Here is a 15,954-nt window from a genome sequence, read left to right on the forward strand (position 1 = left end):
TCTTTGCGGATCCGGGATAATATGGTATAAAGACGGGTGGCTCAGGCCTGCTTGGCGGCAGACAGCCCCGTTACCTGCTTGGCAAGCTTGCTTTTCAGGTTGGCGGCCTTATTTTTATGAATAATGTTCCGCTTGGCCAGCTTATCGATCATGGAAAATACTTTCGGAAGCTGTTCGCCGGCTGCCTGGGCTTCAGTAAGCTGCTTGAGGTCGCGGATGGCGTTACGGGTGGTTTTCCCGTAATAGCGGTTACGCTCATTGCGGCGTGCGCTCTGACGGACATCCTTTAAAGTTGCTTTATGGTTTGCCATAAAAGATTTTTAATTGGAGGGCAAAGGTAGGGAAAAATTATAAGATTTAAAACAAAAAAGAAAAGACCGGAACCCGGATGAGGGACAGGTGGAAAATGGGCAGGATGCCCGGAAACTCCCTCTGTTCCTTTCGAAATAACGAAATTTGTCTTGCGTGTTTCCCCTAAAACAAACGATATTTGCATTGTAATTTTCACAGGTACAATTTTTGTCTTTTTGAGGACGTAAAAAGCTGCCTGGCCTCCGGGCCGGGTTCATTTTGTCAGCATGTTTTCAGGTACCCGCATAGCCAAAGACCGGTGATCAGGACGCAAAACTAATTGGAAATGAAGGATTTTTCATTTGTCACCCATTCGCATCCCGCTTATATAGAAACACTCTACCAGGACTTTCGCAAGGACCCCGCATCAGTAGACCCGGAATGGGTGAAATTTTTCGAAGGATTTGATTTTGCGCTGGCCACCCAGAACGGGAAGCCCGCACCTGCCGCTCCGCAGGAAGGAGCGGCTCCTGCAGAACGCGAAGTTTCGCCTGTCGGCGAAGCCCTGGCCAGGGAGCTTGCGGTATACCAGCTCATCCGGGCCTACCGCAAAAAGGGGCACCTGATTGCCATCACCAACCCCATCCGGGAGCGAAAAGACCGGCGCGCCAACCTGGAGCTGAAATGTTTCGGGCTCAAGGAAAGCGACCTGGACCGGGAATTTCTCGCGGGTCACCTTGTTGGACTGGGCAAGACCACCCTCCGGAATATCCTGGATTTCCTGAAAAAGTGCTATGCCGGCTCGGTGGGTGCGGAGTACATGTACATCAACGATTCGGAAAAGATCAAATGGCTGCAGCATGAGATCGAGGAGAAATTTTTAGCGCCCCTGCCCATCGAGAAAAAGAAACAGATCCTGCTGAAGCTGAATGAAGGGGTGATGTTCGAAAAGTTTCTGAACACAAAATTTATCGGTCAGAAACGTTTTGGTCTGGAAGGAGGGGAGAGCATGATCCCCGCGCTGGATGCCATCATCACTACCATCGCCGACCTGGGGGTCGAAGAGGTGGTTTTCGGTATGGCCCATCGCGGCCGCCTCAATGTGCTGGCCAATATTTTGCACAAAACCTACGATCAGATATTTTCCGAATTTGAAGGCAATATGCCTGCGGATATGACCATGGGCAGCGGCGATGTAAAATACCATCTGGGTTTTCGTGCCGATGTCACCACGGCTTCCGGGAAGAAGGTGAACCTGCAGGTAGCTCCGAACCCTTCCCATCTCGAAGTGGTGGACCCCGTGGTGGTGGGCTTTGCACGCAGCAAGGCCGACGTGATCTACGGCAGCGATTATGACAGGATATTGCCCCTGCTGATCCACGGAGATGCGGCCATCGCCGGCCAGGGCGTGGTGTACGAAGTGCTCCAGATGAGCAACCTGAAGGGATACTATACCGGCGGCACCATACATTTTGTGATCAATAACCAGATCGGGTTTACTACCGACTTTGACGATGCACGTTCTGCCGACTACTGCACCAGTCTCGCAGCCATGGTAGAGGCTCCCGTTTTTCATGTCAACGGGGACGATGTGGAAGCCGTGGTAAAGGTCAGCGAGATCGCTGCCCGTTACCGGCAGGAATTTAACAGCGATATCTTTATCGATATGGTCTGTTACCGGAAGCATGGTCACAACGAGGGCGACGAACCCAAGTACACCCAGCCCAAGCTGTATGCCGTCATCGACAAACACCCGGACCCGCGGGAGATCTATTCCCAGAAGCTGATCAGCAGCGGCGCCGTGCATGCCGAGCTGGCCAAGGAAATGGAAAAGCATTTCTGGCAGACGCTGCAGGAACGCCTGGATGAGATAAAGCAACGTCCCCTGCCGTATTCCTACCAGAAACCCGAGCTGTGGTGGCAGGCGCTGCGCAAACCCCGGCCCGAGGATTTCGACCATTCGCCCTCCACCGCCATCAGCCGGGAGCAGCTGGACCATATTGTAAACCGGCTGTACAGCTTCCCCGATAATTTCAAGGCTTTACGTAAGGTGGCCAAGCTGCTGAACGACAAGAAGAAGATATATGCGGAAGAGGGCATGCTGGACTGGGCTACCGCCGAGCTGGCCGCCTATGGCAGCATTCTGCTGGCGGGAAAGGACGTGCGCATGAGCGGAGAAGATGTAAAGCGGGGCACGTTTTCCCATCGTCATGCCGTGCTGCGCGACGAAACCACCGACGAAGAATACAACCGGCTGAGCGACCTTGCAGACAAGCAGGGCCGGTTCCGGATCTATAACTCGCTGCTCAGCGAGTTTGCCGTGCTGGGGTTCGAATACGGATATGCCCTGGCCAACCCCAATACGCTCACCATCTGGGAGGCGCAGTACGGCGATTTTGCCAACGGGGCGCAGACGGTCATCGACCAGTACATCAGCAGTGCCGAACAGAAATGGACCAGCATGAACGGGCTGGTGCTGCTCCTGCCGCATGGGTACGAAGGCGGAGGACCGGATCATTCCAATGCCCGTCCCGAACGCTTTTTGCAGATGTGCGCGGAAGATAATATGGTAGTGACCAATATTACCACCGCGGCCAACTTCTTCCACGGATTGCGCCGACAGCTGGCCTGGCCTTTCCGTAAACCGATGATCAACTTTTCCCCGAAGGCTAACCTGCGGCATCTCCGCAGCTACTCGCCCGCAGATGCCTTTACCGAAGGCGGATTCCGGGAGATCCTTCCGGACGACTATTGCGATGCCGATCCGTCACGGATAAAAAAGGTATTGCTTTGCAGCGGGAAGATCTATTTCGATCTGAGCGAGATGCAGATGAAGCATGAGCGGAAAGATGTGGCCATACTCCGGCTCGAGCAGCTTTATCCCCTGCCGGTGAAACAGCTGGAAGCGTTTTATGAACAATATAAGCAGGCTACCTGGTTCTGGGTGCAGGAAGAGCCTCTCAATATGGGAGCCGCCTGGTACCTGCAGATGAATATGAAACAGTTTAATTTCGGCGTGATCAGCCGTAACCCCGGAGCGGCTACCGCCACCGGCTATGCGAAGCTGCACCAGGATGAGCAGCAGCAGATCATTGACATCGCCTTTTCGATCTGAAGCCCCCCTGAAGGGGGTAAAGGTGAAAGGCGAAAGCCGGGATCTCATCAAGGAATGGAAAAGGGTGAAAGGTATTTAAAGGATTTGGTGATGTGCTGATTAGTTCATTATCAAATCATCAAATTTCCAAAAGCAAAGCTTTCACTGAGACCACTGAGAAATCATAATGCGCGAAGTAAATCATCAAATCAACTGACAATTGACCAATAACTGATAACATGCTCGACATCAAAGTTCCTACAATCGGCGAATCGATCAGCGAAGCCACGCTGGCAAAATGGATAAAGCAGGATGGCGATTACGTGGAGCGGGATGAGGTGATCTGTGAACTGGAATCTGAAAAAGCCACCTTTGAATTGAATGCGGAGGCCGCCGGCGTGCTGAAGATAAAGGTACAGGAGGGTGAAACGGTAAATGTAGGCGATGTGGTAGCAGCGATAGATACCGACGCAAAAGCGTCTTCGGCCGGGGAAAAGAGCAACGCCGCCCCGCCGCCCGCCGCGGCCGGAGCGCCTGGTCCCGAAGCGGAGGAAAAGCCGGCTGCTCCTCAGGAAAATGCCGGGAAGGCGTCTGCGGCGGCCCCCGCGCAGCCGCAGCCCGCAGCAGCACAGGAACCTGCGGCGGCTGCCGGCGGAGAGGTGCTTGAAGTGAAAGTACCGACGGTGGGCGAGTCCATTAGCGAAGTAACCATTGCCCAATGGCTGGTGGCCGATGGCAGCTATGTGGAGCGGGATGCGGTGATCTGCGAACTGGAATCTGAAAAAGCCACCTTTGAATTAAATGCCGAACAGGCCGGCTCCCTGCAGCAGCAGGCAAAGGCCGGCGATACCATAAAGGTAGGAGAGGTGATTGCCCGTATCCATACGGCAGCCGCTCCTCCGGCAGGGAAAACCCCGTCCGGGGAAACGGATGGCGGGCAAGCGTCAGCTGCCCCTTCGGGGCAAACAGCCTCTTCCGGTCAGGCGCAGGCTCCGGCAACCGCACCCGTACAGGCTGAAAAAGGGAAAGAGCCGCAACGCGCCACCCCCCTGGCCGCCGCCATGATGAACGAGCGTCATCTGGACCCCGCCCGGGTAAAAGGCAGCGGACCACAGGGAAAGATATTCAGACAGGATGTGATGGCCGCCCTCGAACACCCCGGCACCAGCCCGGAAAAAGCGCTGTTCAGCCGCGATGAGCAGCGGAAGAAAATGAGCAATCTCCGGAAAACCATCTCCCGCCGCCTGGTGGAAGCCAAGAATGGCACCGCCATGCTGACCACCTTTAACGAAGCGGATATGGGCCGGATCATGGAGATGCGGAAGCAGTTCAAGGAGAAATTCAAGGAAAAGCACGGCGTAGGGCTCGGCTTTATGTCCTTCTTTACAAAAGCCTGCTGCTATGCCCTCCAGGAATGGCCGGCTGTAAATTCTTATATCGACGGAGATGAGCTGGTGTATCATGAATATTGTGATATATCCATTGCCGTTAGTACGCCAAAAGGACTGGTGGTGCCGGTGATCCGCAATGCGGAAAGCCTGGGCATGGCCGATATCGAAAAAAAGGTGGCCGAGCTGGCTGCCAAAGCGCGGGATAATAAGCTGACGCTGGAAGAAATGACCGGCGGCACCTTTACCATCACCAACGGCGGCGTATTCGGCTCCCTCATGAGCACTCCCATCATCAATATCCCCCAGGCGGCCATACTCGGTATGCACAAGATACAGGATCGCCCTATGGCGGTCAACGGGCAGGTGGTGATCCGCCCCATGATGTATCTTGCGCTCAGCTACGATCATCGGGTCATAGACGGCCGTGAGTCGGTAAGCTTCCTGGTCCGCGTAAAGGAGCTGCTGGAAAATCCGGAGCAGCTGCTGTTCGGCCAGGATCCGGTCAAAGCCCTGTTGCAGGTATAACACCGCGTCATGAAACACGACAGCCATCTGGGATCGGCCCTCAGGGTGCTGGACAGTTACGAAGGGCGTCAGCCGCTGGCCGCTTTTCTCAAAGACTTTTTCCGGAAACATCCCCAGATGGGCAGCAGGGACCGCAGAACAGTGTCGGCCTTCGTATACGCCGCTTTCCGGCTGGGCCGTGCCTTACCGCACGCTTCCCCCGAAGATCGTATCCTAACGGGACTGTTCCTTTGTGAAACATCGTCTGTAGAGGGGCTGGCCTATTTTAAGCCGGAATGGGATGCCCGGATCGCGGCGCCGCTCGATGAAAAGCTGGCCTGCCTGGAAAAAGCCGGTCTGCCGGTGTCCCTGTCTGCGGTATTCCCCTGGCCGGAGGCGCTTTCCACCGGCGTGGAACATCTGCCCTTTGCCCGTTCTTTCCTGAAGCAGCCCCGCCTTTATATCCGTGTGCGTCCGCAGCGGATGCCGGCTGTTGTTCGCCGGCTGGAGGAACAAGGTGTGGCTTTTGAGCAGCGGGATGATGCCTGTCTGGCCTTCCCGAACGGTACCCGCATAGAACAGTATCTTCCGGACAAAAGCAGCTATGAAATCCAGGACGAAACCTCCCAGCATGTCAGGGATTTTTTTCCGCTCTTCGCATTGCCCGCCGGATCATGGGTCTGGGACAGCTGTGCGGGCAGCGGGGGGAAGTCGTTGCTGCTGTTCGACCGGCACCCGGAGCTGCGCTTCTGCGTGAGCGACATACGCCCCTCCATTTTAAAAAACCTCCGGCAACGGTTCCGCTCAGCGGGATTGCGGGATTATGAAAGCATACCCGCCGATCTGGAAAAGGAAATCCCCGCCGCGTGCCGTAACAAGGATTTTCAGCTGGTGATGGCGGATGTGCCCTGTACCGGCTCCGGCACCTGGAGCCGTACGCCTGAGCAGCTTTTCTTCTTTGACCCCGGGCGGCTGACCGCTTTTTCCGAACGACAGCAGCGTATAGCCGAAAACGTTGCTGCCGTGCTGAAGCCGGGAACGGGACTGTTGTATATTACCTGCTCGATATTCCGCAGCGAGAACGAATCGGTGGTGGAGCGGCTTTGTGAGCGTCGGGGACTGACCCTGCTGAAGCAGGAGATGCTGAAAGGGTACGAGCGGCAGGCGGACAGCCTGTTTGTGGCGGCGCTGACCGCCTGAAGTTAGCCAGGGGTTTCTGGTTTGAGATTTGAAGTTTGAGGTTTCTGGTTTAATAGTCTAAGGTTTAAAGTTTAACGTCTAAAGTTAATCTGCCTGAAAAGGAAACCTTAGACTTTAGACCTTGAACCTTAGACTTCCTCGTCTAAAGTTAATCTGCCTGAAATGAAACCTTAGGCCTTAAACTTAAAATGCCCTTTACCTTTCGCCTTTAACCTTTCTCCTTATTCCCCCTTCAGGGGGTCAGGGGGTTAATGATCCCTCCGCCGATGACGTCGTCTCCTTCGTAGAATACGGCGGACTGGCCGGGTGCAATGCCTTTTACCGGTTCATAAAATGAGATCTTCAGGCTGCCGTCCGCCTCATGGTAAATATTGCTGAGGGCGCCGGGATCGCGGTACCGGATTTTGGTCATGGCTTCCATACCGTCGCTGATCGCGGGGTATTTAATGAGGTTGAGCTGGATTACCCGCATATGCGTTTTGTGCAGGTCTTCTTCCTCACCCAGTACAACGGTATTGGTTTCGGGGATAATGGCGGTAACGTATACCGGTTTGCCGAAAGCCACTTCCAGCCCCTTGCGCTGACCTACCGTGTAAAAGGGATAGCCGCGGTGCTGTCCGACTACGGTGCCGTCTTTAAGCACAAAATTTCCGCCGTTTACCCGGTCTTCCAGCCCTTCCACCTTGTGCTTTAAGAAGTTGCGGTAATTGTTGTCCGGGACAAAGCATATTTCGTAGCTCTCGGATTTTTTGGCCAGCTCGGGGTAGCCGAAATCCAGGGCCATTTGCCGGATCTCGGGCTTCCGGTAATTGCCGAGGGGGAGCAGGGTACGGCTGAGCACGTCCTGCTGCAATCCCCAGAGCACATAGCTCTGGTCTTTGTTGCCGTCCACACCCTTGCTGACGATATGCCGCCCGTTTTCCTGCCGGATATTCGCATAATGCCCGGTGGCGATATGGCTGCATCCCATCGCATCGGCGCGCTTCAGCAGCGCCCGCCACTTGATATGGGTATTGCAGAGCACACAGGGGTTGGGGGTGCGGCCGGCCAGATATTCTTCCACAAAGTTGTTGATGACGAAATCGCCGAATTCATCGCGGATGTCGAGCACGAAATGGGGGAAACCGTGCTGCACGGCGGCGGCGCGGGCATCGTTGAATGAGTCGAGGTTGCAGCAGCCCGTTTCCTTACGGCTGCTGCCGGAGGTGGCATAGTCCCACGTTTTCATGGTGATGCCCACCACTTCATAACCCTGCTGGTGCAGCAGCAATGCGGTGACGGTACTGTCGATACCGCCGCTCATGGCTACCAGCACCTTGCCCTTCCTGCTCATGATGCGAATATTTGCGGCAAAATTACGGAATTTCTGCCGGGGCAAATGTTGGCGTAATGTCAAATGCTTCCGCCAGCAGCTCGTAGGAGCGAAGCCGGTCTCCAAAATCGTCGGTGATGGTGGCGATAACGAACTCGTCTGCGTCGAAGCTGTCTGCCAGGCACTGTATCTGCTGTTTTACCTGCTCAGGGGTGCCGAAGACCATCCGTTTCCGGTTGAAATAGATACGGGCCAGCTCCGGCTCGGTATATTCGATATGCTTTATCTCTTCATAGGACGGGGTCGCGTCCCGGTTTCCCTTTTCAATATTGAGAAGCCGGTAATCCATGACGGCCTGGAGCTCGGCGGCCTTTTCCTCGGTGTCCGCACAGCCCGCGAAGATGCCGACGCTGACCACCGGTTCCGGGAACTGGCGGGAAGGGCGGAACCGCTCCCGGTACAGCTGCAGCGCCGCAGGTCCCCCGCTGGGGTTGATAAACTGGGCAAAGGAAAGGCCCATACCCATATGGGCGGCAAAGAGTGCGCTTTCCCCGCTGGAGGTCAGCAGCCAGAGCTCCGGCACGGTGGCTGCGCGGGGGATGGCTTTTACTTTTTCATGCAGGGCGCCCGCAGCGCGATCGTCATACAGGAAGCCGGAGAGGTCGGCCAGCTGCTGCAGAAAAGCCTTTTCGTCAAAGTTGTTGGAGGGGTTGAGCAGCAGGGCGGTGAGCCGGTCGCCGCCGGGAGCGCGGCCCATGCCCAGGTCGATACGGCCCGGGAAAAGCGCCTCCAGCAAACGGAAGTTTTCAGCCACTTTCAGGGCGCTGTGGTTGGGAAGCATGATGCCGCCCGACCCTACGCGGATGTGCCGCGTTTGTGAAGCCAGGTAGGGTATCAGAACCTCGGGCGCGGATCCTGCCAGCCCCGGAATATTGTGATGTTCGGATACCCAGTAGCGGGTGTAGCCCAACCTGTCCGCCAGCTTTACCAGCCTGGCCGATTCCCGCAATGCCTCCTCTGCTGTGCTGCCTTTGCGGACAGGAGACTGATCCAGTATGCTCAGCTTTATTTTTTTCATGACCCTCCGGAACGTTGTTGTATAAACAGTTAGAAAAGAGAAATGTTCGGCATCATAACATAATTTTTTTTAAATTGTATAAACGTCTTATCTTGGTAACGATGTCATGAAAGGGTGCCTATGCGGAAATTTATAAGAGTGGCCGTTATAGCGGCAGCAGCCATATTGCTTTTACTGGGCGGTGGAAATTTCTTTTTACATAGCTGGCTAAACCGTCAGCTGCCCCGTATCCTCAACGGGGACCCCGGCCGGGAATACGATATCCGCTATACGGATTTCTCCGTTCATTGGTTTACGCGAACCTTGTCCCTGAAGGATATTACCATACTTCCCTTTCATGCCGGCGCGACGGCAGACAGCGCGGGGATATATGCTAAGATCGACGGTTTTGTAATAAGGGGTTTTGCGCTGGGAAGCCTTATCTGGAAAAAGGAGATCCATACCCGGTTGCTGCAGGCAGCGCACCCCCGCATAACGCTTAGGCTGAAGCCGGGCGAGCTGAACCGGGACTCGCTGTCTTCCAATATTTTTTTAAAGACCCTGCTGGACCGCATCCGGGTGAACAATATCCGGGTTACGGACGGTTTTCTGACCATTACCGATCAGCAAAAAAAGGAACCCGTGCTGAGCGCCGGCCCCTTGGATGTTCGCCTGCGCGATGTGGTGGCGGATTCTGCCACCGTGGCTTCGCCTTTTCCTTTCCGTTATGGTTCCGTTGAGATAAGCGGTGATTCGGTTGTCTTTCATCCGGACACCTTATATATTATGCGCGTTCCCCACCTGCAGCTGAAAAACCATATGCTGGAGCTGGACAGCCTGCAGCTGGCGTCGCGCTATTCGCGCGATGTTTTTCAGCAGAAGATCGGCTATCAGCAGGACTGGTACCGGCTGTCCGCTCCCCGCATCCGGCTCAGGGATATCAGCTGGGGGGTGGCCCGGAAACAGATCTATGTGCATGCCCGCTCGCTGTTTCTGGAAAATACCGTTTTCCTGTCCTACCGCGATAAACGCGTTCCGTTTCGTTCGGTGGAAAAGCCCATGCCGGGAACGGCCCTGAAAAGACTGCCTTTCCTGCTTACCATCGACTCCTTAAGCGTCAGCGGCTCCCGTATTACCTATGAAGAGCATCCCGATGCTCCGCGCAGCAGCGGAGCCGTGGTATTCGACCGGCTATCCTGCCATGCGGCAAACATCAGCAACGATTCGGTATGGCTGCTGAAGCATCCCGTATGCGACGTGCAGGCGCAGAGCCTTCTGCTGGGCGCTACCCCGCTGAAGGCGCATTTCCGGTTCCGGCTGTCGGATCCGGGCGATGCCTTTGAGGTGGGCGCCACGCTGGGGTCGCTGCCCATGGCCACCCTGAACCGGACGCTGAAGCCGCTGGCGGATATAACCGCTTCCGGCCGGGTACAGTCGCTCGACCTGACCATCCGGGGCAACGACATCAGTGCGGGCAGCAACATGCGTTTGTTGTACGACAGTCTTACCCTCGATATTTTTGAGAAGGAGGGACATAAGACCAACCGCCTGCTCAGCGCCGTGGCCAACCTGTTTATCCGTAAGCACAACAAGCCGGAAGACGACCAGCCCCAGACGGCGACCTTCCGCTTTACACGATATCGCGACCGCTCCTTTTTCAATTATCTCTGGAATTCCATCAAAAAAGGCGCGCTCACCACGTTGCTCAATGCGCAGCACAGCCGTTTTAAACGGGAACAGTTGCAGGACTTTATGCAGCGCTCGGAGGAAAAGAAAAAAGCTTCTTAAGATTGTTTTTCCCTGATCGAAGAGTTACGGACGATCAGGCTGCCTTCCATCAGGATGGTTTTCGGATCGGCATTTCCTGTGCCGGTGATCTGCTCCAGCAGCAGCCGGGCGGCGATCTTTCCCATCTCGGTGGTCGGCTGGGCCACGCTGGTGAGCGAGGGTTCCACGATCTCCGTCATCTTGCTGTTGGAAAAGCCCACTATGCCGATGTCGCCCGGAATCTTATAGCCATGCTTTTTTAAGGCTTTCATGGCGCCCAGCGCGCAGGGATCGTTGGTGGCAAAGATAGCTTCGGGAACATTGCCGCTGCTGATCAGCTGCTCCATCACCCGCTCCCCGTCTTCGATCAGGATGCCGGTTTCGATGATTTGCGCTTCGCTGCAGGGGAGGCGGTGTTTTTCAAGGGCTTTTTTAAATCCGTTGATGCGGTTTTTACTCAGGGTCAGGCAGCGGGGGGCAGAGAGATGGAATATCTTTTTGTAACCCTGTTCGATCAGGTGCTCCGTGGCAAAGAGGGCCCATTTGTAATCGTTAAACACCACTTTGGAAACGGGTAACGTTTCGTTAACACGGTTAAAGAGCACGACGGGAAACCGGTCCCGGTTGAGCTGTTCCAGATAGTCCATATTCCGGGTGTCCTTGGACAGGGATATCAGCAAACCTTCCACCATATTGTTTTCCATGGAGATCAGGTTTTCCAGCTCCGTTTCGGCGCTTTCATTGGATTGCATGATAATGACCTGATAGCCTTTTTCCAGGAACACCTGTTGTATGCCGATGATCACCTCGGGGAAGAAGGAATTGATGAATTCGGGAACGATGACCCCGACGTTGTAGGAATGTTTCTGCAACAGCTTTCTTGCGATGGGATTGGGCTTGTAGCCCAGCTCCCTGGCCTTTTCGAGGATCAGCTCCCGGGTCTCCTTCTTGATATCATACTTGTCGTTGAAGGCGCGGGAAACAGTGGCCACCGAAACGTTCAGCGCCCGGGCAATATCTTTTATGGTGACGTACTGCATAGCCATTTGATTAGCCGTGTGTAAGATACTGTTTAAAACGAACTATCCGGATCGTTTTTCCCGGGGATGATAAGAGAGGGCTTTTTGGAGATGTAAACAGCTTTCTTTTTTTGCTGCAAGGTAAAGATATGCATATTTCGAAAACGTTTTCGGAAATTGAAAACGTTTTCGGGAGCGTTTCCGGAAATTTTTTCCGGAAAAAACAAGGAGCCTCCTCCCTCCTTTCTATAGTTTTCCGTTACAAATCCGTTCCTCGCTATGCCATACCTTGATCTGATAGCTGTTGTTGTTTTTTCCCTGCTTGTAGTGATTTGCGGCATGTCTTTTTCCGGTTCGGGGAAGGACATGAAATCCTTTTTTGCAGGGGGAGGGGCTGTACCCTGGTGGATCAGCGGCCTGTCGCTCTTTATGAGCTTCTTCTCGGCCGGCACCTTTGTGGTATGGGGGTCCATTGCCTATCAGTATGGTTGGGTAGCTGTAGCTATTCAATGGACGATGTGCCTGGCGGGATTTATCATCGGTTTTATAGTGGCACCCAGGTGGCAGAAGACCGGGGTGCTTACGGCCGCCGAATTTATTACCCTCAGAATGGGATACCGTACGCAGAAGATATATTCTTACCTCTTTCTGCTGATTTCCCTCTTCACCACGGGGGCTTTCCTTTATCCTGTTGCCAAAATACTTCAGGTATATACCGGCGTGCCCGTGTACCTGACCACGATAGTGTTGGGGTTGCTTATTCTGGCTTATACGGCTACCGGCGGATTGTGGGCGGTAGTAGTAACAGACGTTCTCCAGTTTATTGTGCTGACCGCCGCCGTACTGATTGTAGTGCCGTTGGCATTCGGAAAGATCGGCGGTCTTTCCGAAATGATACAGAAAGCCCCGGACCACTTCTTTGATCTCCATAATAACGAATATTCCTTCGGTTTTCTGGCAGCCTTTGCCTTATATAACCTTTTTTTTCTGAGCGGTAACTGGACTTATGTTCAACGATATACTACCGTAAAGACTGCACGGGATGCCAAGAAGGTGGGTTGGCTGTTTGGAGCGCTGTATCTGGTCAGTCCGGTGATCTGGATGCTGCCCCCGATGATCTACCGGATCGTGAACCCGGATCTGCAGGGGCTGAACAGTGAAGATGCCTATCTGCTGATATGTAAGACCGTCCTGCCGGTCGGGGTCATGGGACTTATGCTGGGTGGAATGGTATTCGCCACCTCAAGCTCCGTGAATACCACGCTGAACATCACATCGGGGGTATTCACCAATGATCTCTACAAAGCGCTCTTTCCGCATAGTACCGAAAAGAAGCTTATGCGCGTGGCCCGGCTCTCCACCGTTGTTTTTGGTGTTTTGACCATCGGAGTGGCCCTGGTCATCCCCTATATCGGTGGTATCGTGGAGGTGGTGCTGAGCCTGGCAGCCTTCACCGGAGGGGCCATGTACCTGCCCCCGCTCTGGGCCTTGTTTTCAAGAAAACAAACCGGGAGATCCGTCCTCTGGGTAACAGCCATCAGCCTTTTGATCAACCTGTTCTTCAAATTTCTCTTTCCCGTTCTGACGGGAACCGGTCTGAGCAGAAGCATGGAGATGATCGTGGGGATGGGGGCTCCCGTAATGCTGCTCCTGGCCTATGAGATATGGGCGCTGCAGTCCGGATTCATCAGCCGGGATTATGAACATTATGTGGCGGAAAAAGCCATACGGCGGACAGCGGCGCCTGCACAGCCTGCGGAAGCGGAAGCAGAAGCAGAAGCAGAAGCGGAAACCGAGGACAACCGGAAAGGCAAAAAGGTGATCGCGCTCGGGACCCTTATTACCGGTGTGCTGATGGGTTTGCTGGGACTGCACGCTATCGGCACTACCTGGGTGGTGGCCGCCATGGGCGGGGTGATCATTATCGCGGGCTGGGCCATCTATCCCCGGAAAACAGGTAAACTAAAAACTGTGGAAATATCTTACAACAAGGAAGAAAAAAAAGCATCAGATTATGTTGAATAGAGCGGAATCCGAAACGATAAGAGAAAACAAACTGATCCGGCTGGATGCTGACCTGGTGATTGCCGGCGGAGGCATGTCCGGGTGCTGCGCCGCCATTACGGCAGCCCGTGCCGGTATAAAAGTAGTGCTTGTTCAGGACCGTCCCGTGCTGGGCGGTAACGCTTCCAGCGAAGTGCGATTGTGGGTGCTGGGGGCTACTTCCCATATGGGGAATAATAACCGCTGGGCCCGGGAAGGCGGCGTGATCGACGAGATACTGATTGAAAATCTTTACCGCAACAAAGAAGGTAACCCCCTTATCCTGGATACGGTGCTGCTGGAAAAGGTAACAGCGGAAAAAAATATCACTTTGCTGCTGAATACGATGATCTATGAGATCGAAAAAACATCGGCTAAAAAGATCAGCAGCGTAAAGGCCTTTTGCAGCCAGAACTCCACGGCATACCAGCTGACGGCGCCCCTGTTTTGCGATGCCTCGGGAGATGGCATCGTCAGCTTTCTGGCAGGAGCCGCCTTCCGGATGGGGGCGGAAGACAGGGCCGAATTCGGCGAGCGGCTGGCCCCGGACAGCGGGTACGGCGAGCTGCTCGGCCACTCCATATACTTTTACAGCAAACGTGCCGACAGACCGGTAAAGTTTGTCCCCCCGGCTTATGCCCTGCAGGACATCAGGAAGATCCCGCGGTATAAAACGCTGAACCCGCAGGACGACGGGTGCCGGCTGTGGTGGATCGAATACGGGGGACGCAACGACACGGTGTACGACACAGAGCTGATCAAATGGGAACTGTGGAAGGTGGTTTACGGCGTATGGCATTATATCAAAAACTCGGGCACCTTCGAAGATGTGGACAACCTTACCCTCGAATGGGTGGGGACGATCCCCGGCAAGCGCGAAAGCAGGCGTTTTGAAGGCGAATACATGCTCACCCAGCAGGATGTGATCGGACAGACCCGTTTTGATGATGCTGTGGCCTTTGGCGGATGGGCGTTGGATCTGCATCCGGCCGACGGAGTATACAGTCCCCTGCCCAGCTGTAATCAGTGGCACAGCAAGGGCGTTTACCAGATACCTTACCGCTGCTATATCAGCAGGGATATCGATAACCTCTTTTTTGCGGGGCGTATTGCCAGCATCTCCCATGTGGCCTTCGGCTCTTCCCGGGTAATGGCCACCTGCGCGCACGGTGCGCAGGCCGTGGGAATGGCGGCGGCATTGTGCCGGCAGGAGAATCTCCTGCCGCATGATATCTGCGCAGCCCCGCAGATGGAAAAGCTGCAAAACGCGCTCAACAGGATCGGTCAGAATATCCCGGGGCTGCCCATCCGGTACCGGGAGGGCGATCTCATGCGGGAGGTATCCCTGACGGCATCGTCCGTATGTAAGCTGGACCGCATCCCCTTCGACGGCCCCTGGCTGAAGCTGGAGGTAGGCACCGGGCAGATGCTGCCCATGAAGCGGGGAGAACAGTATCGCTTCCGGATAAAGGTAAGGGCCGAGCAGAAAACGACATTGCACGCCGATCTCCGCATCAGCTCAAAAAGCTTCAATTATACCCCGGATGTTACCCTCGAAACACTGGAGCTTCCGGTGGAAAAGGGAGAGCAATACCTGGACCTTATCTTTTCGCAGCCCATTCCGGAAGACCAGTACGGTTTTCTGCTGTTTCGCCGGAATGATGACCTGTCTGTGCAAGGTAGCCATTCCCGTTATACAGGCATATTGTCCGTCTTTAACGGAGTGAACAAGGCGGTATCCAATAACGGCTACCAGAATGCGCCGGAAGACTCCGGCGTGGAGGCCTTTGAATTCTGGTGTCCGCGGCGCCGTCCCGGCGGACATAACATCGCGATGGAGATAAGCCCCTCACCGGAACCTTATGCCGCCGCCCATCTGCGGAACGGGTTTACCCGGCCTTACCTGGGCACCAATGCCTGGACCGCCGATCCGCAGGATCCACATCCTGCCGTGACCCTCGCCTGGGATAGTCCCCGCCGGATCACGTCTGTTACCCTGCATTTTGATACCGATTTCGATCATCCGCTGGAATCGGCCCTGATGGGGCACCCGGAAGATGTCATTCCTTTTTGTGTGCGGGCATACCGTCTATACGATGCGGCCGGTACGTTGTTATACGAACAGCGGGAAAACCACCAGGCGCTCAACCGCATCGTGTTTCCCTACCCTGTTGAAACCCCCTCGTTACGTCTTGAGTTGGAACATCCTTTTCAGCATATCCCGGCATCTCTTTTTGAGATCCGGTGTGAATAACGTTAACGGTCATCTTAAAAGC

10 protein-coding genes are annotated in these 15,954 nt (G+C 54.8%); 6 read left to right on the plus strand and 4 right to left on the minus strand.

All coding sequences use genetic code 11. The features are described from left to right. Window positions 1–41 precede the first annotated feature (41 nt). Window positions 42–311, minus strand: coding sequence for a 30S ribosomal protein S20 (rpsT, locus tag ABD851_RS03530; RefSeq protein ID WP_344975430.1), 270 nt, complete (start codon window positions 309–311; stop codon window positions 42–44). 326 nt (window positions 312–637) lie between these two features. Here rpsT and ABD851_RS03535 point away from each other — a divergent pair, with 326 nt between their 5' ends. From ABD851_RS03535 to ABD851_RS03550, 3 genes are all read left to right on the plus strand, one after another. Then, window positions 638–3,406: a 2-oxoglutarate dehydrogenase E1 component gene (locus tag ABD851_RS03535; RefSeq protein WP_344975434.1), complete on the plus strand. Its 2,769-nt coding sequence runs from the start codon at window positions 638–640 to the stop codon at window positions 3,404–3,406. A 218-nt stretch (window positions 3,407–3,624) separates the two neighbouring features. Then, complete coding sequence (gene odhB, locus ABD851_RS03545; protein ID WP_425549944.1) at window positions 3,625–5,301, plus strand: 2-oxoglutarate dehydrogenase complex dihydrolipoyllysine-residue succinyltransferase; 1,677 nt, start codon at window positions 3,625–3,627, stop codon at window positions 5,299–5,301. A gap of 9 nt (window positions 5,302–5,310) precedes the next feature. Then, window positions 5,311–6,480, plus strand: a complete 1,170-nt coding sequence (locus ABD851_RS03550; RefSeq protein ID WP_344975437.1) for an RsmB/NOP family class I SAM-dependent RNA methyltransferase — start codon at window positions 5,311–5,313, stop codon at window positions 6,478–6,480. 232 nt (window positions 6,481–6,712) lie between these two features. Here the strand turns inward: ABD851_RS03550 and mnmA are convergent, their stop codons facing one another. Further along, window positions 6,713–7,813 (minus strand): tRNA 2-thiouridine(34) synthase MnmA, encoded by a 1,101-nt coding sequence (gene mnmA, locus ABD851_RS03555; protein WP_344975440.1) that lies wholly within the window; start codon window positions 7,811–7,813, stop codon window positions 6,713–6,715. Between the two features lie 22 nt (window positions 7,814–7,835). Further along, window positions 7,836–8,870: an LLM class flavin-dependent oxidoreductase gene (locus ABD851_RS03560; RefSeq protein WP_344975444.1), complete on the minus strand. Its 1,035-nt coding sequence runs from the start codon at window positions 8,868–8,870 to the stop codon at window positions 7,836–7,838. A gap of 120 nt (window positions 8,871–8,990) precedes the next feature. Between ABD851_RS03560 and ABD851_RS03565 the strand changes: the two genes are divergently transcribed. After that, window positions 8,991–10,637, plus strand: a complete 1,647-nt coding sequence (locus tag ABD851_RS03565) for an AsmA family protein (RefSeq protein ID WP_344975447.1) — start codon at window positions 8,991–8,993, stop codon at window positions 10,635–10,637. Here ABD851_RS03565 and ABD851_RS03570 read toward each other — a convergent pair. Continuing rightward, window positions 10,634–11,656 (minus strand): LacI family DNA-binding transcriptional regulator, encoded by a 1,023-nt coding sequence (locus ABD851_RS03570; RefSeq protein ID WP_344975451.1) that lies wholly within the window; start codon window positions 11,654–11,656, stop codon window positions 10,634–10,636. The genes ABD851_RS03565 and ABD851_RS03570 overlap by 4 nt on opposite strands. Before the next feature lie 258 nt (window positions 11,657–11,914). On the opposite strand from ABD851_RS03570, the gene ABD851_RS03575 reads away from it, so the two are divergent. Together ABD851_RS03575 and ABD851_RS03580 are read left to right on the plus strand one after the other, a co-directional pair. Then, window positions 11,915–13,660 (plus strand): sodium:solute symporter family protein, encoded by a 1,746-nt coding sequence (locus ABD851_RS03575; protein ID WP_344975454.1) that lies wholly within the window; start codon window positions 11,915–11,917, stop codon window positions 13,658–13,660. After that, a complete protein-coding gene (locus ABD851_RS03580) occupies window positions 13,650–15,932 on the plus strand; it encodes an FAD-dependent oxidoreductase (protein WP_344975457.1) in 2,283 nt (760 codons plus the stop codon). Before ABD851_RS03575 ends, ABD851_RS03580 begins: the two co-directional genes overlap by 11 nt. The last annotated feature ends 22 nt before the right edge of the window (window positions 15,933–15,954 follow it).

Origin of the sequence: Compostibacter hankyongensis (assembly GCF_039541075.1) — a bacterium.
GTDB classification, from domain to species: Bacteria; Bacteroidota; Bacteroidia; order Chitinophagales; family Chitinophagaceae; genus Compostibacter; species Compostibacter hankyongensis.